This window comes from Polyangium sorediatum (genome assembly GCF_029946465.1).
Lineage (GTDB): Bacteria > Myxococcota_A > Polyangia > Polyangiales > Polyangiaceae > Polyangium > Polyangium fumosum.
The window spans coordinates 36,568-58,679 of the sequence record NZ_JARZHI010000052.1; the positions used below are offsets into that span (position 1 = coordinate 36,568).

Here is a 22,112-nt window from a genome sequence, read left to right on the forward strand (position 1 = left end):
GCGGTTCACATCTCGAATGTGAGACCCACGGTCCAGGTCGAGGTGCCGACCTTCATCTGATTCGCGCCGAGGCCGAGGTTGTGGTTCGTCCACTCGCCGAAGATGTGCACGTGGTTGATCCCCGACTCCTGATCGAGCGCGGCCATGGAGCGGCGGCCGAGCCAATCGAGCGCGAGCATGCCGCCGACCGCCCAGTGCACGCCGTAGCTCAACCCGATGCCCTTGATCGCGTCGTCGTCGGTCCCGACCTCAGCCGTCTCCTCGCCGACGTCGACCCACCAGAGCCCCGTCCCGAAGCCGATCTTGCCAAAAGGAATGAGCGGGATCCCCGTGCGGCGAAAGAGCTCGTCGAGCCGAAGCACGGCCGAGACGTGCATCGGGAGGATGGTGAGCGAGGTCTCGCCGACGCGCCGATCGTCGTAATAATAGGCGCCATCGGCGGCATCATACGTCCCCTCGCGGAACGCCTTGCCCGTCGCGGAAGTGTATCCAAGGCCGACCCCGGGGCCGAGCGATCCGACAAAGGGAATGCGCAGCGCTTGCCAATCGAACTCGCCGCCGAAATGGAACCGGCCCTTGTCGCCGAAGAACTTGCTGTATGGGCCGGTGCCGCCGAACTCCTCGTCGACGGCCGGATAATACAGGCCGAAGCGGATTTCGAGCGCGAACCGCTGGGGGCTGCCCTGCTGCACGCTGCCGCGCTCGCTTTGCCGCCAATTCGAATCGCGAATCCGCCTCGTTTGCGCCTCCGCGCCCTCGGCCGCGAAGAGCGCCGCGATCCCGACGAGCGCCGATACGAGCATCCTCGTCCGCATCACGACGCCCCCTCGTTCCCCGCGCTGCCCCCGCGTCTCTCCGTTCGCCTGCGCCGTCGCAGCCCGAGCGCGACCGCGCAGGCGGCAAGCGCACCGCCGAAGAGCCCCGCGGTTCGGGACGCAGGCAACACCGAGACGGAGCACAAGCCGCCGCCCGTGCCGCCGAGATCACGGTAGACCTCGAAGAAATCGTCGACCGGAATGGGCGCCACGCATTGCACGTCCGACAGCGGCCCGACATTGCCGCGCGTATCCGTCGCCGCCACGGCGATCGCGTATTCGACGCCATTCTCCAGATCCTTGACGATATTCGATTCGCTGCAAGGCTCCCACGCGGGATCGGGGCGCTGCCCCGCCACGAACGGGCTCGTGCACGTCGCGCCGCCGCTCCCGCCTGCGCCACCGCTCCCGCCTGCGCCACCGCTCCCGCCCGCGCCGCCGCTCCCGCCTGCGCCACCGCTGCCGGTCTCCCCCCCAGGGATGAGGACGTTTCCTTTGGCGCAGTACACGGCAACGCCCGCGTAATCGGTGTCCAAGGGGCGCTTGTACACGACTTCAAAGCTCCCGTCGCCCTGCGTCACGGACACGTCCGTGGGCATGCCGGGCCCCCAGAGGTCGAGCTTGGAGTTCGTCCATTTCACGTTGCTGACCACGGATCCGCTGCCGAAGAGCAGGAAAAACACCGTGATCGCCTTCTCCGCCCCCGTGACGTTTTTCTCTGCGCACGCCTTGATGTCGGGGTCCGGATCGACGGCCACCATGTCCCCCGCCGTCATCACGACCTGCCCCGTGTTGTTCACCGGGTTCGCCTGCGGGATCTCCGATGGATTGAGCTTGAAGCATTGCGCCGTGGGGCCCGTCCGTTGCATCGGATCCGTGCAATCGATCCCCGCCGTCGTCGTCCCCCATACCTCGAACGAATACGAGCTCGTGAACCCCGTGAACGTGAGGTTGAAGGTGAAGGTCTCGTCGGGGTTCAGGCACTCCTCTCGGTTGATGTCCCACTGGGTCGTGAGGCGTAGCGACGCGGGGCTCCGGATGACCGGCTGCTGCGTCTGGAGCGCCACCGTCTGCGCCTCCGCCGCGCCGCTCGTCAACCACCCCGCCGCGACCCATAACGCCGCCCATGCGCCTCGCAACACGCGCCGCCTCCCGAACGAAGGTCCCCGAAGACCCGACGAACCTGTATCCATCCTGCGTGTTTGAGCACAGCTCGTGCCACGGGGCAAATCCTGCGGCGCGAGGCCGATTTCCTCCGGACGGAGACCCCCGCGCGTGACGAGTTGGCCGGACGGATGGGGCACGCGTGACAAGTTGGCAACGCGCACGAGCGCCTGTGGCGGATGCCGCGGGGGGCGTGTAGGGTCGCGGCCGCGAGGAGGCTCGATTCCATGACCGTCTCAGCGATCTTCGATCCCGCGCGCTGGCGCGAGGTGCCGGGTTTTTCGTTCACGGACATCACCTACCACCGCGCCGTGGACCAGGGCACCGTGCGTATCGCGTTCCATCGGCCCGAGGTGCGCAACGCGTTTCGGCCGAAGACGGTGGACGAGCTGTACACGGCGCTCGAGCACGCGCGGACCACGGCGGACGTGGGCTGCGTGCTCATCACGGGCAACGGCCCCTCGCCGAAGGACGGCGGCTGGGCCTTCTGTTCGGGCGGCGATCAACGAATTCGCGGCAAGGACGGGTACAAATACGAGGGTGACGAGCCCGGCGAGGTCGACGCGGCGCGCCTCGGGCGGTTGCACATCCTGGAAGTGCAGCGGCTCATTCGTTTCATGCCGAAGGTCGTGATCGCGGTCGTGCCGGGCTGGGCGGTCGGGGGCGGGCACAGCTTGCACGTCGTCTGCGACATGACGCTCGCGAGCCGGGAGCACGCGCGGTTCAAGCAGACGGATCCCGACGTGGCGAGCTTCGACAGCGGCTACGGATCGGCGCTCCTGGCACGGCAGATCGGCCAGAAGAAAGCGCGGGAGATCTTCTTCCTCGGCCTCGATTACACCGCAGAGCAGGCCGCGGCGATGGGGATGGTGAACGCCGCCGTGCCGCACGAGGACCTGGAGAAGGTGGCGCTCGAATGGGGCGCGCTCATCAACGGCAAGAGCCCGACCGCGATGCGAATGCTCAAATACGGCTTCAACCTCCCCGACGAGGGCCTCGTGGGGCAGCAGCTCTTCGCCGGCGAGGCGACGCGGCTCGCCTACGGCACCGACGAGGCCGAAGAAGGCCGCGACGCGTTCCTGGAAAAGCGCAAACCCGATTACAAGCGCTTCCCCTGGCATTATTGAAGCCGCGGCGCGCTCGTTCGTCCTGAAAAACGTATCCGCGGCCGCTGCGGTCTAGGCCTGGCCGTCCACGACACGAGCGGGCGGGCTCGGGCGCCCCCCGACATTCGGAGCCGGGCGCCCACCATGGCCTACCAAGGCGACCGTCTCGCTACGGTATACTACCCTTTCACGCCACGTGGCCGACCCCCCCGCCCCGACCGCATCGACGTCCTTGCCGAACGACGGCCCGAGCCCGGGGACCGTCGCGACGAACCGGGACAAGGCGCGCCACGCAGCCGCGTCATCGCTCCTCGGCATCGCCCTCAACCGCGCCGAGATCGAGCGCGTCGCGCTCCTGTCCGGGCTGCTCTTCCTGTCCGCGCTGCTGCTCGTCGTCGGCCGCACCGCGCGGGACGCGCTCTTCCTGACGCGTTTTCCCGTCACGTGGATCGCGCCGATGTGGATGGCGTACGGCGTGGTCTCGGCCGTCGTGGCCTTCGGCTACGAGCGCGGTCTCCGGAAGCTGCCGCGCGCGCGCTTCGGCGCGGTGTTCGCGATCGGCGCGGCCGCGAGTTACGTCCTGCTCCGCGTGCTCATCGGCGAGGACATCGGCGCCGCGTACCTGATCTTCGCGATCTGGGCCGACGTCATCGCGAACCTGACCGGCATGCTCGCCTGGAGCATCGCGCAGGACCTCTACGACGCGCGCAGCGCCCGGCGTATCTTCGGGCTGATCGGCGCCGGGCACATCGCGGGCACGGTCGTCTCGGGCCTCGGGGCCGGCGCGATCGCGCCGATCATCGGCGCGGAGAACCTCATCTTCGTGCTCGTCGCGGCGCTGCTCGGCGTGGCGCTCCTCTGCCGCATCACCGCGCGAAGGCACGGCACAGCCTCGCGGAGCCGCGCCGATGATCGAGCGAGCGCGCAGCAGCAGGAACAAACGCCCCTCTTGAACTCACGCTACGTCGGCGCCCTCGCCGTGACGATCCTGGTCGTCTACACGATCCTCACGGTCGGCGATTACCAGTTCAAGGCGATCGCCCGCACGTCGTACCCGGACCGCGACTCGCTCGCGCGGTTCATGGGCACGTTTTACGGCGCGATCGGGATGATCGGGCTCTTCGTCCAGCTCGTCGTCACGCCCCGGATGCTCGATCGCGCGGGCGTGCTCGGAGGCGCGGCGACGATGCCCGTCGCGTTCGTCGCGAGCACGGTCTTGCTCCTCGCCTTCCCCTCGATGCCACTCGCGGCGGTGCTCAAGGCGAGCGACAACGCGCTGCAGTTCTCGATCTTCGACGTGACGCTGCAGATCCTGTTCTTCCCCTTCCCCGCGGCGCTCCGGGATCGGGTGCGGACGCTCGCGTCCGCGATCATGAAGCCCCTCGGCTGCGGCGTCGGCGCGGCGCTCTTGCTCGCGTTCAGCCCCTCGGCGAGCGAGGCGCAGCCGGGAGCTTCGCTCATCACGGCCGCGGCGAAGCTCGGGTACGTGACGCTCCCGCTGGGCCTCACGATCCTGCCGCTCCTGCTCGTCGTGCGGCGCGGCTACGTGGAGGCGATGCAGGGGACGCTGCTCCGCGGCAAGCTCACGCCGGAGATGCCCCAGCGCGGCGGAAGGGCCGTGGCCGCGCTGGCCGGGGCGCTGTCGAGCCTCGACGCGCCGCAAGTGCTCTTCGCCCTCGATCGGCTGCGGCAGCTCGATCCGGCGCGCGTCCGCGAGGCGCTGCCCGCGCTCACGCGGCACGTCTCGGCGCGCGTGCGGGCCGCGGCGCTCCGGACGTCACGCGCGGTGGGACACCCCGAGGCCGCGGCGCTGGCCCGCGAGCGGCTGGAGGATTCCGATCCCGAGGTCCGAGGCATCGCAGTGGAGCTGCTCGCCAACGCGCTCGGCGAGGACGCGCATGAAGAGCTCTGCGCGCTCGCGACGCGAGGAGGCGACGACGCCGTGCGGGCCGCGTCGATCGCGGCGCTGCTCCGGCACGGCGGGCTCGGCGGCATGCTGGAAGGCGCGCCGAGGCTTCGGGATCTGCTCGACAGCGAGGACCCGGCCGAGCGCGTGACGGCGGCGCGCGTGCTCGGTTTGGTAGGACAACCGCAGCTCGAACGGGCCGTCGCGCGGCTGCTCTCCGACACCGACCCGGCCGTGCGGAAGGCCGCGCTCTCGGCCTCCGCGACGGTGGCCGCGCCGAAGCTCCTGCCGCTCCTCGAAGGCTCGCTCGCCGATCACACGCTGGGGAAGGCCGCGTCGAACGCGATCGTGGCGCTCGGCGATCGCGCCATCCCGCGGCTCGTGACGACGCTCTCGGATCCGAACGCGGACGCGGTCGTGCGGCTCGCGATCCCCCGTCTCCTGTCACGGATCGGCACGAGCGCCGCGCTCGCCGCGCTGCTCGATCGGGTGGACGAGCCGGACGATCGGGTGCGGCAGAAGGTGCTCGCGTCGGCCTCGCGGCTGCGCCTCGCGCTCGGCGCGCCGCCTGCGCCGCTCGAGCCGATCCGCGAGCGCATCGAGCGAGAGGCGCACGCCCACGAGCGCGAGCGGGACGCCTACCTCCTCGTGCGCCCGCGCCTCGCACGCCCGCTGCTCGACGCGCACGTCGAACGCCGCTTGCGCAAGGGCCTCATTCGGATCCTGCGCCTCTGCGAGCTCGTCTACCCGCGCGACGTCGTGGCCGGCGTGCGGACGCACGTCTTCGGCAAGGATCGTTCGCTCCGGGCGAACGCCTTCGAGGTGCTCGAATCGCTGCTCGATCGCCGGCGCGGCGCGCGGCTCGTCGCGTTGTTCGAGCGCTACCTCGAGCTCGCCGACGGGCTGCCGCGCGGCGGCGCGCATCCGAGCACGGACGACGTCGTGACCTTCGTGCGGTCCGAGCTCCAGTCGAACGACCCTTACCGCGCCGCGCTCGTGCTTGAAGCGGTCGCGGTGCACCGGATCGAGGCGTGCGCGAAGGACGTGATCCTCGCGCTCGACGCGCCCGATCCGCTCGTGCGCGAGGCCGCGGCGATCGCGGTGGTCGAGACGCGGGCTGCAGGCGCGGAGGAAAAACTCCAGGCCCTCGTGAAGGATCCGGATCGGGTCGTCGCGCGGTGGGCTGCGTACTGGGCGAGGACGGGGCGAAGCGCGATCGAGGCGGGAGACGGCATGTACACGACGATCGAAAAAGTGCTTTTTTTGCAGCGTGTCCCGATCCTCTCGAAGATCTCGGGCGAGGAGCTCGTCGGGCTCGCGCGGACCTCGGAGGTCCTCGGCCTGCCGCGGGGCGAGGTGATCTTCCGGCAAGGGGACTCCGGCGCCGCGCTCTACTTCATCATCTCGGGCTCGGTCAGCTTGCGCGTCGAGGGCAAAGAAGTCGTGCGGCTCGGGGCGAACGAGGTCTTCGGCGAGACGTCGATCATCGATCGCGAGCCCCGCGCGGCGACCGCGGTAAGCCTCGAACCCGTGGAGCTCCTGCGCGTATCGGGCGAAGACTTCAGCGCCGCGGTGCACGACACGGCCGAGATCGCGATGGGCGTCTTGCGCGTGGTGAGCGTACGTCTGCGCGAGGCCGATCGCCGGCTCTCGATGGCGGAGGCCGAGCTCGCGCGGCTGCGCAGGGCGTCGAGCCCGACAGACGAGACGCCGCAGCCCGAGGGCGACGCGGGCGCGACGCGCCGGAGCTGGGACGACGACGAGTGAGGCGTCAGGGGCGCTGCGGAGATCGCAGATCCGCCTCGATTTGACGGAGCAATGTGGCCTCGCGGGTTCGGTTCGGGTGATGCTCGACGAAGGGCGCGAGGGTCGCCCGTGCTGCGTCGAGCTGGCCCTGGCGCGCCTGGAAGACCGCGAGGTTGAAGACGGCCTTCGTCGAGTCGGGATCGAGCTCGACGGCCTTGCGGAACTGCTCCTCGGCCTCGCGCGCGCGACCCACGTCGAGCAGCGCCACGCCGAGCTGCGCGTGCGGCTCGGACCACGTCGGCAGGATCTCGGAGGCACGCTCGAACGGTCGGATCGACGCGGCCGACTTGCCCTCGTTGAGCAGCGCCGAGCCGTAGTTGTGATGCGCCCGCGCCGACCTCGGTACGACCTCGATCGCCGCCTCGAACAGCGTCCGCTCGTTCTTCCAGTCCGCAGCGCGGCTCCACGCGAGGGCCAGGTTGCCGAGCATCACGGGCGCGAACACGAGCACGAACGATCGCACGTGCGCCGGATCCACCTTCGGCGGTTTCTGCGCCGCGCGTTTCTTGCCCTTCCCTGCAGAGGCCGCGGGCACCATGAGCGCGCCGGGCGTTCGCTCCAGCATCCACTCGGCGAGCCGCGCGATCCCGAGCGCAAACCCCGCCGCCGGCACGTACAGGAGCCGCTCGGCGAAGATCGTCGGGAGCACGAAGGGCAACTGGCTCACGACGATCCACGGAACAAGCACCATCACGGCCGCGAGCGCGAGCAAGGGCTCCCGCCGGCGCAGGCGAATCGCCACGGCGACAAGGCCCACGAGCGCGAGCGCGGACGCGAGGACGGGCAGGACGAACGGGCTGTGCTCCGGGAGAATCGCGGCGTACGAGTAGTCCGCTGACAAACCCACGGGCAGGACGATCTTGCCGAGCGCCATGCCGAACAGCCGCAGCGACGTCCAGATCCGCGGCCCCCATCCCTCGGCGAGCAGCGGGTTTGCTTGAAGCTCACGCGCGACCGCGGCGAGCGGCGACGCGAAGGCCAGGCTTCGCACCACGATCACCACGCCCGCCGCGGCGACGAGAGAACCGTACCGCGCTGAAAGGAGCCGCGGCGCGCGCCCCGGCGGCGAGAGGATCCGATCGGCGAGAAAAAGGAACAGCGGAAAGACGATCGCCGACTCCTTGGACGCGAGTGCCCCCGCGAACGCGAGCGCCGCGCCGATCACGCTTCGAGGCGTTTCCGCCTCGTCCGCGCGCCCCGCGACGAACCACGCGAGCCAGCAAAACCCAGCCGCCATCACGTCCGCGCGCCCCACGAGCCCCACCACCGCCTCCGTGTGGATCCCGAGCACGCCGAACACCATCGCCGCGACGACGGCGAACGTGGTCCGCCCCGTGTGCCGCGCGAGCGCGAGCGCGAGCACCACCGACGTCGCCGCGTGCAACACGAGGTTCGTCTCGTGAAACCCGCCCGTGACGTGTTTGTTCAGCCAGAACGACAGCACCACGAGCGGCCGCCACGTCCCCGGCCCCTCGCCCGGCGGCCGCCCCCAGAAGTCCGTGCTGAAGAGCGCCCCGAGATCGAGGTCGCCCTGCACGACCGGGTTCTCCTGGATCGCTCCGCGATCGTCGAAGACGAAGTTCGCGCCGAGCGCGCGCGCGTGCCCGAAGAAAGCAGCCACCGCGACGAGCGCAAGCGCGCCGCGGGACAACGCTGCCTTGGCTCGGGTCATGGTTACTTGATGATGCGCGCCTGCACCGTGCCCGCACGCAGGTCGTCGCGCAGGACGAGCTCGTAACGGTTCGAGTCGAGGCTGCCCGACCGCAGGACGAAGATGATCGCTTGCGCCCGTCGATCGCTCAGATCCGCGCTCACGCCCTTCGTGCCGAGCGAGACGCTGACCTGCTCGATCTTCGGGTTCGCGCGCATCGTCGCCGCGATCTCCTCGAGCGCCGCCTGCCCCTCGGGCGTGAGCTGATCGCCCGTGCTGAACTTGATCGGCGGTTTGATCTCGAACGATTCACCCTTGAGCCGCGCGTACTTGGGGCAGCCCTCGGGCGCGGGACCCGGCTCGGTCGGGCACTTGTCCACGGGCTCCGGGAGCTGATCGTTGTCGACGTCGGGACAACCGTTCGCCTCGGCGCTCGCGTGTTTGACGCCCGGGCTCTGCGGGCAAGCGTCCTCTTCGTCGCGGATGCCGTCGCCGTCCTTGTCGCTCGACGGACAACCACGCTCCTTCGGATCCGCGTTGTCGGGTCCGGCCGCGTCGGGGCAGGCGTCTTCGGCGTCGGGGATCTTGTCGAGATCGCGATCCGACGGTCCCTTCGGCGCCATCGGCTTGGGTTTGCCGCCGCCGACGTACGCGAGGCTCAGGACCCCGCGGAAGCCCGGCGCGCCCGCGGCGCCGCCAAACCCCGGCCCGCCGCTCAAGCCGACCTGCATCCCGCCGAACGCCATGCGCACCGACGCGAGCGGCTCGATCTGCAGGTCGATCGAGCTCGGCGGATCCTTGCCCTCCTCCACGGACGCGTGCGTCTGGTTGAACATCGCGAAGCTCGGCTCGAGCCCGACCCACAGGAACGACGCGGCCCGGAGCTGCGCGGCGCAAGCGAGCGCGATCCGCTCCCCGTCGGAGCCGGCCACGTCGATGAAGAACAAGGGCGAGACGAAGGCCGTGCACCCCCATCGGAACGAGCCCTTCTCGCTCGCGACGCCGAGATCGACTTCGGCACGAAGCCTCTTGTCCGAGAGGAACGACGCCGTCGATCCGACCGGCGCCCAGAACCTTGCACCTGCAACGAACGTGAACGCCTTCGTATCGACGGGACGGAAATGCAGACCCGCGCGGAGATCACCGACGCCCAACGTCTCGGGCTGACGGATGATGACGCCGTACCTGTCGAGCGACTCTTGGAGGTCGCCGTTCAGGAAGAGCCCGACGGGGAGCGCGAGATCGACCGTGAGCCAGGGCAGCGGCGTGATCGAGCCGCCGACGTGCGCGAGAAGTGCGTTCTGGACCGGCGTCGCCGCGATGGTTTCGCCGCCTTGCCCGTCGATCGTGACGGCCTTGAGCAGCCCCATGCCGTAGTCGAACGATAGGCCGAACGCGAACTCGATGGTGTTCGTGCCCTTCTCGTGAGGCCCGAGCGCACGGAGGAAGGGGCTCTCCGGCGAGGCCGGCTGGAGCTGGTCGATGCGGATGCCCTCGTCGAGACGGGCCTTGTTTACCTGGGCCGAAGAGGAGCCCGCGAGGGAAAAGCCCGTCGCAAACGCGAAGAGCCCTGCCCATCCTTGCCGTGCACGCACGGGGCCACCTTACATGCACTGCCGGGCCCGTTGGAACTGGGACCTGCATCCAATCGAAGATCCCGCGCAATCCGGTTCGCGTCCCGACCCCGGGGGCGCATCTCGCGCCGGGATCACGAGGCGCGGAAACGATCCGGGCCCTGGCCCGTCCAAGGGATCACGGCGCGGAACGACGCTTGCAAGACCGTAGCGACGAGCGCTTCCGCTCTGGCAACTGCTTCGACGAGGTCCCATCATCATGAACGCCATGCGCTTTGCCGAGACGTCGCCCCGCACCGATCGACCCGCGCCCCGGCCCGCCTTGCCAGGGCGTCGCTTCACTTCCATCGCGCTGTCGCTCCTCGCGGCCGCACTTTCGTTCACACCTCTGGCTGTCCAAGCGGATACACCCGCGGGCCTGCCGCAGGGCTGGACGAGCGACGCGCCCGAGGAGGCCGCAGCCCCGAACACCGACCGCTTTCAGCCCACGCAAGCCGTGGACGCGCAAGTCAGCGTGACGGTGTCGGGTGACGAATACGTCGACACGGATCCCGCAGCGCTCAGCGATTTCCGCGAGCCACTCGCGGCCTACGGCACGTGGGTGGACGATTCCACGTACGGCACGGTCTGGGTGCCGAGCGCCACCGTCGTCGGCGCTGACTTCGCGCCGTATCAGACGGCCGGCCGCTGGGAGCTCGACACCGACAGCAACTGGATGTGGGTCAGCGATTACGACTGGGGCTACATCCCGTTCCATTACGGTCGCTGGACCTGGATCGGCGGCCGCGGCTGGGGCTGGATCCCGGGCCGCGTGTATGCGCCCGCGTGGGTCACGTGGCGCATGACGGATTATGGGTACGTCGGCTGGGCTCCGATGGCGCCGTCCTGGTACTGGTTCGGCGGCTCCGCGGTGAACGTGTGGGTGACGCCGTCGTCCGCGTTCGTGTTCTGCCCGTCGAGTTACGTGTTCCACCGCCACGTGCACACGTACGTCGTGCGGGATCGCGACATCGTCCGCCGCATCGGCGCGCATTCGCGACCGTATCGCCCGGCCCAACCCACGGCGGGCGGAGGCGGCGCGCATGCGCGTTCGTCGTATCGCCCGGCTTCGCCCTCGCTCGCCGAGGCAAAGATCCCGTCCGGTGCCGCCCCGGAAAAACGCTCGGCGCCCGACGCGCGCGCGGCCGCTTATTCGCGTCGCAGCACGACCGCACAAGCGAAGGCGATGCCGGCGCCGTCGCGCGGGCTCGTCGCTTCGCCGTCCGTTTCCAGGGCCCAGGGCGGGCATGCCGAGGGTCGCGGCGTGCACGTCGATCGCAGCCCGCGCGGCGACGTCAGCCCGCGTGAGCCGCGCGGCGGCCGCGGCGAGGTCTCCACGCCGAGCGCCTCGCCGTCGCGCCCCGCGGTTTCGCCTTCGAGGCCGGCCGTCTCCTCGCCGAAGCCCTCGCGGCCCGCGACCGAGTCGCGTCCGTCGGCCTCGCCGTCGCGGCCTTCAACGTCGCCCTCGCGCCCGTCGGTCTCGCCCTCGCGGCCTTCGGTTTCGCCCTCGCGCCCGTCGGTTTCGCCCTCGCGCCCGTCGGTTTCGCCCTCGCGCCCGTCGGTTTCGCCCTCGCGGCCTTCGGTCTCGCCGTCTCGCTCGTCCTCGCCGTCTCGGCGAGGGCGGTAGCTCGCGGAGCTTGGCTCGCCTCTTGCGAAACCACCGAACAGGAGCACGTCCGATGCCTTCTTTTCTACGCAACGTGAAGCTTGGTTCACTGACGGTGTGGCCGGCGGTTCTCGGGCTCGTCGCCTGTGTCGGCCTGGGGAGCAGCACGACGGGATGCATCATCGTCGACGACGACAATGACGAGACGGTGATCATCGACGATGGCCGCCCCCCGGAGCAGCCGATGGAGATGAGCATCGAGACCGATGTTCAGCTCGACGCGGTTCCGGGCGACGGCGTGGGGGTGTTCGTCGAGTACTACTCGAGCGGCGTGTACCGGATCTGGACGACCTGCGACACGAACTATTCCGGCGTGGTTTGCCCGATGGACATCTTCATGTCGGTCGACACGAGCTCGACGATCGACGCCGTCACGACGGACGATCTCGAAGGCGCCGATCACGTGAACATCCGCGAGGCTCAGGGGACGGTCGACATGCACGTCGATACGGGCGTGGACATCGACGCCATCGAGATCAGCACGACGCCCGGCGCGATCCTCCGCCTCGAGGTCCTCATCGACAACGTCCCGCAGCCGCGCTTCGTGTACTGGTACGGCAACGGCGTCCTGCACGACGGCGCCCCGACGAGCCCGGTCGACTTCGTCCCGACCGTGCCGTGAACGAAAAAGGCCCGGCCGACGCTCTGTCGACCGGGCCTTTGGGTTTCCCCGCCTCGCGCCTTCTCCTACTTGCCCTTCTTCACGCCGGGTTTGTCCGCAGGCTTCGCCGCCGGTTTGTCTGCAGGCTTCGCCTCGGGCTTCGCGGCGGCATTCGCCGGCTTGCCCTCCGGATCCCATGACTCGGGCTCGCCGAGGCCAAGCGTCGCGAGCTGCGGCCCGACAGCCTCGCGCGGGCCCACGACGATCACCGTCGCAGAGGTCGGATCCACGTGCGACTTCGCGAGCGCCGTGACCTCCGCGAGCGTCGCGCTCTGTCGTGCGCGGGTCGCCTCGCTGTCGTGACCGGGCGGGAGCCCGAGCCGCGCCAGCGTCGCGAGCCTGCGCGCCGTGCCGCTCACGGTCTCGTAGGTCTGCATGAGGTCGGCTCGATCCTGCGCCTTCGCCTTGTCCAGCTCCTCCGCCGTCGGCCCCGAAGACGCCATCTTCGAAAGCTCGCTCAACATCTCCTTCAGCGCGACGCCGGTCGCGGGCGTCTCGACCGAGGCGATGGCCCAGAACCCGCCCTTGTTGCGGCTCTCCTGGAACGTCGAACCTGCGCCGTACGCCCAGTGATGCTCCTCGCGCAGGTTCATGTTGAGACGCGACGTGAACGAGCCGCCGAGCGCCGTGTTGATGAGCTCGAGCCGCGGGAGCACGGGATCACTCGCGGCCACGCCGTCCCGCACGACCGCGATGACGGACTGCGGCGCGCCGGGTCGATCGACGAGCACGAGCTTTGGGCGCGCCGAGGCTGCGCGCGGCCCTGGGAACTCCTTCGGCGCGGCCTTCGCGGGCGGCGCTTTCCAGGCGCCGAGCTGCGCGTCGACGATGTCCGTCACCTCCTTGCGGGAGATGTCGCCGACCACGACGAGCACCGCGCGATCGGGGCGGAAGCTCTCCTTGTAGAAGCTCTTCACGGCCTTCAGATCGAGCTTCGCCGCCGCTTCGAGCGAGCCGTCGGCGGGGTGGCCGTAGGGCGTCTCCGGGCCGAAGAGCACCGCGGCGTTGATCACGCGCGAGACGCTCATCGGCTCGTCGGACCGCTTTTTCAGGTTGTTCTGCCAGAGCTCCGAGACGCGCTTCCACTCCTTCGCATCGAAGTGCGGCCGCGCGACGACGTCCGAGAAGATGCCGAACGCCGCGTTGAAGTTGTTCTTCAACACGGTGAGCGAGAGGACGCTCGCGTCGGCGCTCGTGCCGAGCGCGAGCGTCGCGCCGAGATCGTTGATGCCGCTCGACACCTCGACGGCGCTGCGCTTGCCGGCGCCCTCGTCGAGCATGTCGGTCGTGATGTGCATCAGGCCGGGCAGGTTCGCCGGATCGGCCGAGGACCCGCCGCGCACGACGAGCACCGCCGACACGAGCGGCAAGCCGTGCTTCTCGACCAGCCACACCGAGAGGCCGTTCTTGGTCGTGAACGTCTCGACGGCGGGAGGTGTGAACGGACGGCTTGCCGGGAGCTCCGGCTTGGGGCCGAGAACGTCCACCGCGGGCGTCGTGGGCTTCGGCTCGGCGACGGGCGGGGTCGATTCCTTCTTCGTCGGATCGACCGGCTGGACCTGGGGCTCGGCGCCGCACGCGGCGAGGGCCGTGAGCGCGACGAGCGAAAGGAAGGCCGACGTCTTGGCAAACCTCACGGGGCACCTCCGGCAGGCTTCTTCTCGGGCTCGACGCGGATGATCACGCGGCCGTTCAGGTCGAGGGTGCTCTTCGCGGTCCGCTGGAGCGACTCCGGCGTGACGCCGCGGTAGCGGGCGAGATCCTTCTCCGCGAAGCCCGGATCCCCGACGTACGTCTCGTACTGGTTCAGCATCGAGGCGCGCGCGGTGACCGACTGCAGGCGCGAGACGAAGCCCGTCTCGTACTGGTTCTTCGCCCGCACGATCTCCGCTTGGCTCGCGGCCTCGCTCGTGATCTTCGTGAGCTCCTTGTCGATCGCGGCTTCGAGCTGTTCGAGGGTCACGCCCGGACGCGCGATGGCCTCGACGACGAAGTACGAGCCGAGATCACCGGACGCTTGGTACGCCGACACTTCCTGCGCGACGGGGTTGTCGTAGACGAGCGCCTTGTAGAGCCGGCTCGCCTTGCCGTCCGTGAGGATCACGCTGAGCAGGTCGAGCTCCGCGTCGCCGGGCGCGTACCGCGCGGGGCTGTGCCAGGCCATCACGACCTTGCCGAGCTCCACCTTGTCCGTGAGCGTCTCGCGCACGACCTTGTCGAGCTTGACGGGCTTCGCCTGCGGCGCCGCGGGCAAGGGCGATGACGGGATCGAGCCGAACCACTTCTCGAGGATCGGCTTGATCTCGGCCGGCGAGAAATCACCGGCGACGACGAGCGAGGCGTTGTTTGGGACGTACCAGCGCTTGAAGAAGCCCTTCACGTCGTCCACCGTCGCGGCCTGCAGGTCCTCGTGCGAGCCGATCACGGGGTGGTGGTAGGGATGATCCGCGGGGAAGAGCAGCTCTGGGAGGCGCAGCTCGACCTTGCCGTAAGGCTCGTTCTCCGTGCGCTGCCGCCGCTCGTTGCGCACGACCTCGCGCTGCACGTCGAGCTTCTCCTTCGTCATCTCATCGGCGAGCGAGGAGAAGCGATCGGCTTCGAGCCAGAGCAGGAGCTTCAGCGTGTGCGCGGGCCCGACGTCGAAGTAGTCCGTGCGGTCCTCGCTCGTCCATGCGTTGTTCCAGCCGCCCTCGGACTCCATCCACGTATCGAACATCTTGGGCGGCGCGCGGCGCGTGCCCATGAACATGAGGTGCTCGAAGAGGTGCGCGAAGCCCGTGCGCTTCGGCTCCTCGAAGCGCGAGCCCACCTTCACCATCGTGTTCACCACGACGAGCGGCAGCGCGTGATCTTCGTGCAGGATCACGGTGAGGCCGTTCGATAGCTTGTACTTCTCGAACGGGACTTTGATCTCGGCCTTCTGCTCGGCGTGAGCGGTCGCGACAAACGCGGGCAGGACGAGCGGCGCGGCGAACGCGAGCGCGGAGGCGAGGAGCGCCGCGGCTCGCACGCGGCGCCATCGAAGAGGAGGACGGATCGATCGCATGGCCGGAGAGCGTGCCCCTTTGGCCCGCGATTGCAAGCGGCGAGCGCGGCCTTGGGTGCGGAGAGAAGAACCTAACGACCGCTTCGCGAAGGGGCCTTCGCGGGCAAGCTCGCGGGTGTGCGCGTGTCCGACGACGAGGAGCCCTTCGACTTTTGGCCATTCATGAAGACGGCGATGCCCGCGACGACGGCGATCAGGAACAGGACGAAGAAGAAGATCTTCCAGAACGAATACGGCGCCTTGCCGATCACCTCGCCGGTCTGTCCGTTCACGAGGAACTGGTAGGGCTTGTCCTGGTACCGATAGGCCGCGATCCACACGGGCAAGAGCACGTGCTTGAAGGTCACGCGCGAGAAGTGGTTGTCGACGTGCAGGTTGCGTTGCTCGTCCCCCGGGACGTCGCTCCGGCAGCGGCTCCACTGGGTCGAGCCCATGATCGTTTGCCCCGTGTCCCACGCGGGCATGAGATCGATCGCGTAAGATTCGGCGCGCCAGCCAGCGAGGAACTCGGGGCGATAGGGCGTGAGCTCGCCGGTGTTGAAGGTGCGGAAGCTGTCTCCGAGGTTCTCGGGCAGGCCCTTCGAGGCGCACACGATCACGTCGTCGAAGGTGTCGGTGCGACGGCCACGCGCGGACTCCCAGCGCGTCTTCTGCACCTGCCGCGTTTGCCGGTTGCCCTGCTCGTCCGTATATGTTTCGGTCTCGTAATAATGGTAGCCGGCCTCGGCGGTCCACGACGAGTCCACGCGCGCGTCGAACGTCCAGTACGGGACGTACACGCCGGCAAACCCCTCGACCTTGGCCATCTTCTTGAGGTCGTTCGGGCGGAACCAGAGCGAGCCGATCCACTCGTCGAAGCGATGATTCGCGCTGTTCTTGTCGACCTTGAAAGGCACGACGGACTCGGGGCGGATCGCCGTGCCCGCGGACTGCTGCGCGAGGACCTGGTGCGATCGACAGAAGGTGCACGTCGCGGTCTGCTCGCCGGGCGGGACGTTGACGGTCGCGCCGCACTCGCGGCAGCTCACCTGCGCGACCGGCGTGCCGTACCCACGCGCGGCGAGGCGCATGCCCTCTTCGATCGGGATCTCACGAACGTGGCCCCCGCCCGCCTGGGGTACGGCCTGCTGGAAGCCGCAATAAGGGCACTTCATGGCCTGCGTGCCCGCGTCGTAGCCGAGCTTCGCGCCACACTGGCCGCACGGGAACGTGTCGCCCGAAGGGCCCGGATCGAATGCGCTCGTCACCCTCTTGTCCTCCAGCTCCGATGTTACAAGGAAGCTCGCCGCAAAGGCCACGCGCGCGAACCGCGCGTCACGTGGCCTCGACGTCAGCCTCGGGCGTGGGGGCGTGCGAGGGGAGATCGAGGAGGCTGCCTTCGCGCTTCTTGCCGATCTCGCCGGCGCGCGCGAGGGCCATGCGGAAGAGGACGGGACCGATCATCTCGTTGATGACGATCGTGCCGAGGATGAGCGTCGCCGCACCCTGGCCCCAGGGCTTGAACGAGCTCGCGACGAGGTTCGCGAGGCCGATGGCGACGCCGGCCTGCGGGAACATGCCGAAGGGAACGCGGGCCGCGACCGCGGGCTCGACCTTGGCCACGCGAGCGCCGAAGCGCGCGCCGACGAAGATGCCCGCCGCACGGGTGAGCGCTGCCGCGGCCGCATAGGGCGCGACCGAGAAGAAGGCGTGCAGGTGCACCTCGGCGCCGACGACCGCGAAAAAGACGGCGAACGTGGGCATCGCCGCGACCTCGGTCTCATGGATGACCTCGTGGCCGCTGACAGGGCTGATGTTCTCGAGGAAGAGGCCGGCCGAGAGGCCGACGAGCAGCGGGTCGAGGTGCAGCGCACCGCCGATCTCGGCGACGACGAAAAGGACGGCGAAGACGAAGAGGCCGATGCGCTGGCCGACGCGGCGAATGTAGAGCGCCGCGACGAGCCCGACGCCGATGCCCGTCGCGATGGAGCCGAAGATGTGCACCGCGAGCGCGCCGAAGATCGAGCTCTGGCCCGCGCCGCTCGCCGTCGCGGGGAACACGGCGTGCGCCACGGACTCGGTGAAGGAGAAGGCCACGACGACCGCGAGATCCGCGAGGACCACGATCGAGAGGCACATCTCGCTGAGCGGGCCGGTCGCGCGCGTCTCCTTGAGGATGCCCATGACGACGGCGGGCGAGAGCGCGCAGAGCACAGTGGAGCAGATGAGCGCGACCGCGAGGCGCTGCGCCGAGGTCATGTCCGCGGTGAACTCGATACGCCCGAGGACGAACGCGAAGAGCCCGAAGAGCAGGATGAACTCGGTGAGCAGGCCGAAGATCGAAACAAGGCCGATGCTGCGGATCTTCGGGCGGAGGCGCGCGAAGTTGAGCTCGCATCCAGCGTTCAACGCGATGAGCCCAACCGCGACCTTCTTCACGAGCGTGAGGTCGCCGAGCATCGACGGCGTGATGAGGCGGAGGACCTCGGGGCCAAAGAGCGCGCCGCAGAGGATGAAGCCCGTGAGGTGCGGCAGCCGGAGGTCGTGGAAGATGTGCCCCGTCTGCATCGCCGCGATCAGCAGGAAGCCGAACGCGAACGCCGCACCCGAACCCGTGATCGTGGCATCTGCGGGCAAGAAGGATCGCGCAGCAAAGGAGATGCCGGCGACGAGCGCGAGGACGATCGCCGCGCGGATCACGCGCTTCCCTCCGGCGTCGTCGGCGTCGTCGAGAGGACAGGCGCCGCGTCGGCCTGCGGCTTCGGCGGATCCGGCGGCAGCACGCGCGTGGGGGGAATCGGCGTGAGATCCACGCCGACGCGCCGGCGCCGCCATTCGAGGATCCGCACCACGACCTCGGTGAGCACGCCGCCGATGATGACGGCGTTGATGACCCATCGAACACGCTCGAGTCCGTACCCGTGGTACAGGGTCGCCGCGCTGACCATGAGGACGATGGAGCTCGGGCTCTGCGGCGCGAGCGCGAGCGCCAGCATGCCCGCGCTCGGCAGCTCCTTCGGCCCCACGCGCTTCGACCAGATCGCGCCGAGACGTTTGCCCGCGACGCGTGCGAGGACGAACGCCGTCGCGAGGAGCCAGCCCTGCCATTCGAGCGGCCGCCATGTCGCGCCGACGACGAGGAGGAAGATCAGGTAGATCGGGCGCTCGACGTCGAGCAGCGTCTTCTTCAAGCCTTCGAGATCACGGATCGGGAGGTTCGCGAGCAGGGCGCCCGCGATCGCGCAGACGACGGGGACGCTCAGCGCGAGGTACCCGGCGACGCCCGCCGAGAGCGCCACCGCGCCGAGCAAGAGCGTGAGCTCCTCGGCCGCATTGTGCGCGCCGCGCAGGAGGACGTACGTCACGATGCCAAGCACGCCGCCGAGGCCGAGCGTCAGGAGCAACCACGCCGATGACGGCAAGACCCAGCGCGTCGTGTCGTTCTCCGGACGGAAGAGGATCGCGACGACGCCGAGGAGCGCGAGGCCCGTGACCTCGTCGAGGCTCGTGACCTCGTCGATCATGCGCGCGGCCTTGCGACCGACGCGGCGCTCCCAGATCTCCATGCTGATCGGCGCGCTCGGCGCGGCGCAGGCCGCGAGCACGAGCGCATCCCGCGCGAAGGCGTTCCGCTCCCAAGGCACGCCCATGCCGAGCAGCGCCATGGCGCAGAGGCCCGCGGTCGTGAGCATGGGGACGACGGACTCGAGGACGATGACGGGGCCGAGCGACGCCGGCAGCGCGTCGAGCTTGCGCACGTCGAAGTGCAAGCCCACGACAAACCCGACCCAGCCGAGGCCGAACTCGAACGCGGGCTTGAGGTCGAGGAGGACCTGGGGCGTCAGAATTCCCACGCTGTCGAGCGAGAAGATCGCGCCCATCGCGAGGAACGGCACGCCCGCGGAGATGAGGACGGTGACGCCGAAGCGCTGCTCGAGCGCCTTCACCTTCGGCTGCGCGAGCAGCACGGCCAGCCCGAGCGCGACCGCGAGGCCGACGACGACGCGGAGCCGATCGGGAGGCATCACTCCGCGAGTATCGGCCAAGATCGGCGGCTTGGCCTGCGGAAAACGCGCCAAAACGCGCATGCGTTCCGCACGTCGGAGGGCCGCGCCTCACGGCCGCGCACGCATTTCCGCGCCCACGTCGAAACGCGGGCGTCTGGGCTCTTTCGTCAGGATCGGGTCGTGCGCGGGGCCGGGGTCCGTGAGCGACCGCGGCTCGTCGAAGGCGCGCGCGGCGGCGCCTCCTGGCTCGAAGGCATGGGCGTGACCGAGCGGGCGCGCAGGAGGTTCCCGTCGCACTCGACCTCGACGCCGAGCGCGCGACAGCGACGCACGAGGCGCTCGAGATCGACGTCGGGCGCGAGGAGCAAGCCGGACGGCGGAGACGGATCGATGAAGAGCTCGGAGGCGGGGCGTCGCGTGCGCAAAAGCTCGCGGATCTCCGCGTCTTCCACCCACAGGAAGCCCGCGGCGGGGACGAAGCTCGCGCGGCCGATCACCACGCTCGCCTGGATGAGCATCTGCGAGATGCCCTCGGGGAGCTTCGCGACGGCCTCGATCCGCGTGCGCAGCGCGTCGCTTTCGAGCCCGGCGGAGAGGGCGCGCGCGATCGACGAGGGCGCGAGGAGGAGATCGACCTTGTCGCCGATGCGCGTGATCTCGGCGAACGGGACGAGCGCGAGCACATGCGCGACGCGCGCCGAGGGGGCGATCTGGAGGATCTGCGTCTCGACGAAATGGCTCGGTGCCGCGTCGAAGCTCGGCGCGGTGCCCGCGAGCATGGCGCGGCCGCGCGGCGTGAGGCGCAAGGCAGGGCCGTCGTCGAGGTCGTCGCCGCCGAGGTCGAGGATGCCGAGCGCCGGCAAGGATTCGAGCGCGATGCGGCGCGTGATTTCGAGGACCTCGGGCGCTTCGTTGGAGGTGCGATCACCCCAGCGGCGCAAGAGGCGCTCGACGCCGCCGATGCGATCGTCCGCGGCGAGGTAGCCGCGGAGCGAGGCCCACGGCACCCAGCGGCCCTCGCCGAGCTCTTGCAGCGCGTCGATGACCATCTCGCGGAGGGCGCCGATCGGGCTCGACTCACGGCCCTCGGAGGCAGCGCGCAACACCTCGCGCTCGGGGCGCGCTTCGTCCCAGGCGCCGCCGCGGCGCCACGTGTCGAAGAGGACGCGGCCGAGCTCGTGCACGGCGAGGGATCCCGGAGGCGTGGCCGGCGAGGCCGCGGAGGGCTCCCACAAACCGATGGCGCGCGAAACCGCGGCCGAGAGCGCGACCATCTCCACGTCGCGGCCGAAGCGCTGGGCGAGACGAACGAGGAGCGAACGAGGCGTGCCCACGCCGGGACGAACGTCGCTGCCCGGCTCGCGCACCGCGTACGCGAGGCCGAGCGCGAGCATGCCCGGATCGGGGGCGAAGCGGGCGCGGCGCGGGGCGTGATCTTCTTCGAGGACGAACGATCGGATCTGCGCGCGGCGCGCCTCGCGTGCCTTGCGGCGCTCGGCGCCGACGATGGTCGAGATCTCGGTCGGGATGACGTGGCGGTTCGGGTGGATCGGGATCAGGAAGGCCCGACGTTCGAGCGCGAAGCCCGCGCCTCGCCGGCTGGCCGTGATGCCGGTGGCGCCGCGCAGGCGCATGGGCTCACGTTCGAGATCGAGCAGCTCCTGCGTGTCGACCTCGCCGCCGACGGCCTCGATGGCTTCGAGCAAGCGACGCTCGACCGGAGCGAGCCGCTCGACCTCGGACGCGAGGCGCGACGTGTCGCAGAGTGTCTCCCACGCGGCTTCGAGCGAGAGCGCGATCGGCGGCGTGGCCGGGCGGCCGAGGTAGTGCGCGGCCACGGCGCTGACGGTCTCGAACGACGCCTGCGAGAGGAGCGCGCGGAGGGCGCGCGGGTCCTCGCTCTCCCAGGACTTGAGCTGCACGAGGAACGCGGTTGGAAGGACGAGCTCGATGCCCTCGTCGATCTTGCGCGCATACACGACGCCACGCGCGACGAGCGGCTCGAGCCCCGCGGGCAACGTGGGCACGACGAGCGCACCGCCGGCCTCGGCGATGCGGTGGAGCAGCTCGCGGCTCGACGCCTGCAGGCGCGACGGATCACGCACGTCGGGGATGCCGACGAGCGCGCGGGCGACCTGCGACGGCGCGTCGATGCGCTTCTGCGTATCGATGCGTATGCCGAGGCGGCGGATGAGCGCCGCGAGCTCGGAGTCGGGGAGCGCGCGGAGGATGTGATCGAGCCGGCGAGGCGATCCGCCTTCGGCCTCATCGGACGCGGGCTCGAGTTCCACGGCGCGCGAAGCGCGTTGTCCCTTCGAGGCACCGTGCGCAGGATCCAGAGCGGCTTCGCCGTGTCGTCCGCCGATGGAGGTCATGACATCACCGACATGGAAGGAGGGTTGTTGGACGCGTCGACTCGCTTCACGTCCAACGAACGACACTACACGACGAAGGGTGCACCGACATCCCCCAATCGGCGCAATTTCTGCGGTCTTCGCGCCACTTTCGTGCGCATCTCGAACGCATCGGGTCGCACGCGTGGAAGACCTGCTTGGGCTCCGTTGCTACCACGGCTGGAATTCGACAGAGGTTTTACCGGGAATTTTTTGAGCGTGATCGACAGCGTCAGGGAACTCCCGATGCGCACGAGGAGATGCCGGATGGATGATGCGGGACTACGATGGATCCCTGG

General features: G+C 69.6%; 14 protein-coding genes. 4 read left to right on the forward strand and 10 right to left on the reverse strand.

Annotation, left to right across the window (positions count from 1 at the left end; all coding sequences use genetic code 11):
- Nucleotides 1–5 precede the first annotated feature (5 nt).
- Together QHF89_RS36650 and QHF89_RS36655 are read right to left on the reverse strand one after the other, a co-directional pair.
- Nucleotides 6–815, reverse strand: coding sequence for an MXAN_2562 family outer membrane beta-barrel protein (locus QHF89_RS36650; protein ID WP_136967696.1), 810 nt, complete (start codon nucleotides 813–815; stop codon nucleotides 6–8).
- Nucleotides 815–1,957 carry a hypothetical protein gene (locus tag QHF89_RS36655; RefSeq protein ID WP_136967475.1) on the reverse strand — a complete coding sequence of 381 codons (1,143 nt, stop codon included), beginning with the start codon at nucleotides 1,955–1,957 and terminating at the stop codon, nucleotides 815–817. The genes QHF89_RS36650 and QHF89_RS36655 overlap by 1 nt, the downstream gene beginning before the upstream one ends.
- Nucleotides 1,958–2,206: 249 nt before the next feature.
- Between QHF89_RS36655 and QHF89_RS36660 the strand changes: the two genes are divergently transcribed.
- Nucleotides 2,207–3,106, forward strand: a complete 900-nt coding sequence (locus QHF89_RS36660; RefSeq protein ID WP_136967474.1) for a 1,4-dihydroxy-2-naphthoyl-CoA synthase — start codon at nucleotides 2,207–2,209, stop codon at nucleotides 3,104–3,106.
- A gap of 175 nt (nucleotides 3,107–3,281) precedes the next feature.
- Nucleotides 3,282–6,758 (forward strand): Npt1/Npt2 family nucleotide transporter, encoded by a 3,477-nt coding sequence (locus tag QHF89_RS36665; RefSeq protein ID WP_136967473.1) that lies wholly within the window; start codon nucleotides 3,282–3,284, stop codon nucleotides 6,756–6,758.
- A gap of 4 nt (nucleotides 6,759–6,762) precedes the next feature.
- Here QHF89_RS36665 and QHF89_RS36670 read toward each other — a convergent pair whose 3' ends face one another.
- The gene (locus QHF89_RS36670; RefSeq protein WP_136967472.1) at nucleotides 6,763–8,469 is read right to left on the reverse strand and encodes a tetratricopeptide repeat protein; all 1,707 of its coding nucleotides are present in this window, start codon (nucleotides 8,467–8,469) and stop codon (nucleotides 6,763–6,765) included.
- Between the two features lie 2 nt (nucleotides 8,470–8,471).
- A complete protein-coding gene (locus QHF89_RS36675; protein WP_136967471.1) occupies nucleotides 8,472–10,043 on the reverse strand; it encodes a thrombospondin type 3 repeat-containing protein in 1,572 nt (523 codons plus the stop codon).
- Between the two features lie 238 nt (nucleotides 10,044–10,281).
- Between QHF89_RS36675 and QHF89_RS36680 the strand changes: the two genes are divergently transcribed.
- The gene (locus QHF89_RS36680) at nucleotides 10,282–11,688 is read left to right on the forward strand and encodes a DUF6600 domain-containing protein (RefSeq protein WP_136967470.1); all 1,407 of its coding nucleotides are present in this window, start codon (nucleotides 10,282–10,284) and stop codon (nucleotides 11,686–11,688) included.
- Nucleotides 11,689–11,740: 52 nt separating this feature from the next.
- Nucleotides 11,741–12,349 (forward strand): hypothetical protein, encoded by a 609-nt coding sequence (locus tag QHF89_RS36685; protein ID WP_136967469.1) that lies wholly within the window; start codon nucleotides 11,741–11,743, stop codon nucleotides 12,347–12,349.
- Nucleotides 12,350–12,414: 65 nt separating this feature from the next.
- Here the strand turns inward: QHF89_RS36685 and QHF89_RS36690 are convergent, their stop codons facing one another.
- From QHF89_RS36690 to QHF89_RS36715, 6 genes are all read right to left on the reverse strand, one after another.
- Nucleotides 12,415–14,025, reverse strand: coding sequence for a M16 family metallopeptidase (locus QHF89_RS36690; protein WP_136967468.1), 1,611 nt, complete (start codon nucleotides 14,023–14,025; stop codon nucleotides 12,415–12,417).
- On the reverse strand, nucleotides 14,022–15,434 hold the full coding sequence (locus tag QHF89_RS36695; RefSeq protein WP_136967467.1) for a M16 family metallopeptidase: 1,413 nt from the start codon (nucleotides 15,432–15,434) through the stop codon (nucleotides 14,022–14,024). The genes QHF89_RS36690 and QHF89_RS36695 overlap by 4 nt, the downstream gene beginning before the upstream one ends.
- 71 nt (nucleotides 15,435–15,505) lie before the next feature.
- Nucleotides 15,506–16,681, reverse strand: coding sequence for a TFIIB-type zinc ribbon-containing protein (locus QHF89_RS36700; protein WP_136967466.1), 1,176 nt, complete (start codon nucleotides 16,679–16,681; stop codon nucleotides 15,506–15,508).
- Between the two features lie 67 nt (nucleotides 16,682–16,748).
- Nucleotides 16,749–18,113 carry a cation:proton antiporter gene (locus tag QHF89_RS36705; RefSeq protein ID WP_136967465.1) on the reverse strand — a complete coding sequence of 455 codons (1,365 nt, stop codon included), beginning with the start codon at nucleotides 18,111–18,113 and terminating at the stop codon, nucleotides 16,749–16,751.
- Nucleotides 18,110–19,438, reverse strand: a complete 1,329-nt coding sequence (locus QHF89_RS36710) for a cation:proton antiporter (protein WP_136967464.1) — start codon at nucleotides 19,436–19,438, stop codon at nucleotides 18,110–18,112. The genes QHF89_RS36705 and QHF89_RS36710 overlap by 4 nt, the downstream gene beginning before the upstream one ends.
- A gap of 149 nt (nucleotides 19,439–19,587) precedes the next feature.
- Nucleotides 19,588–21,711, reverse strand: a complete 2,124-nt coding sequence (locus QHF89_RS36715; RefSeq protein ID WP_136967463.1) for a hypothetical protein — start codon at nucleotides 21,709–21,711, stop codon at nucleotides 19,588–19,590.
- Between the last annotated feature and the right edge of the window lie 401 nt (nucleotides 21,712–22,112).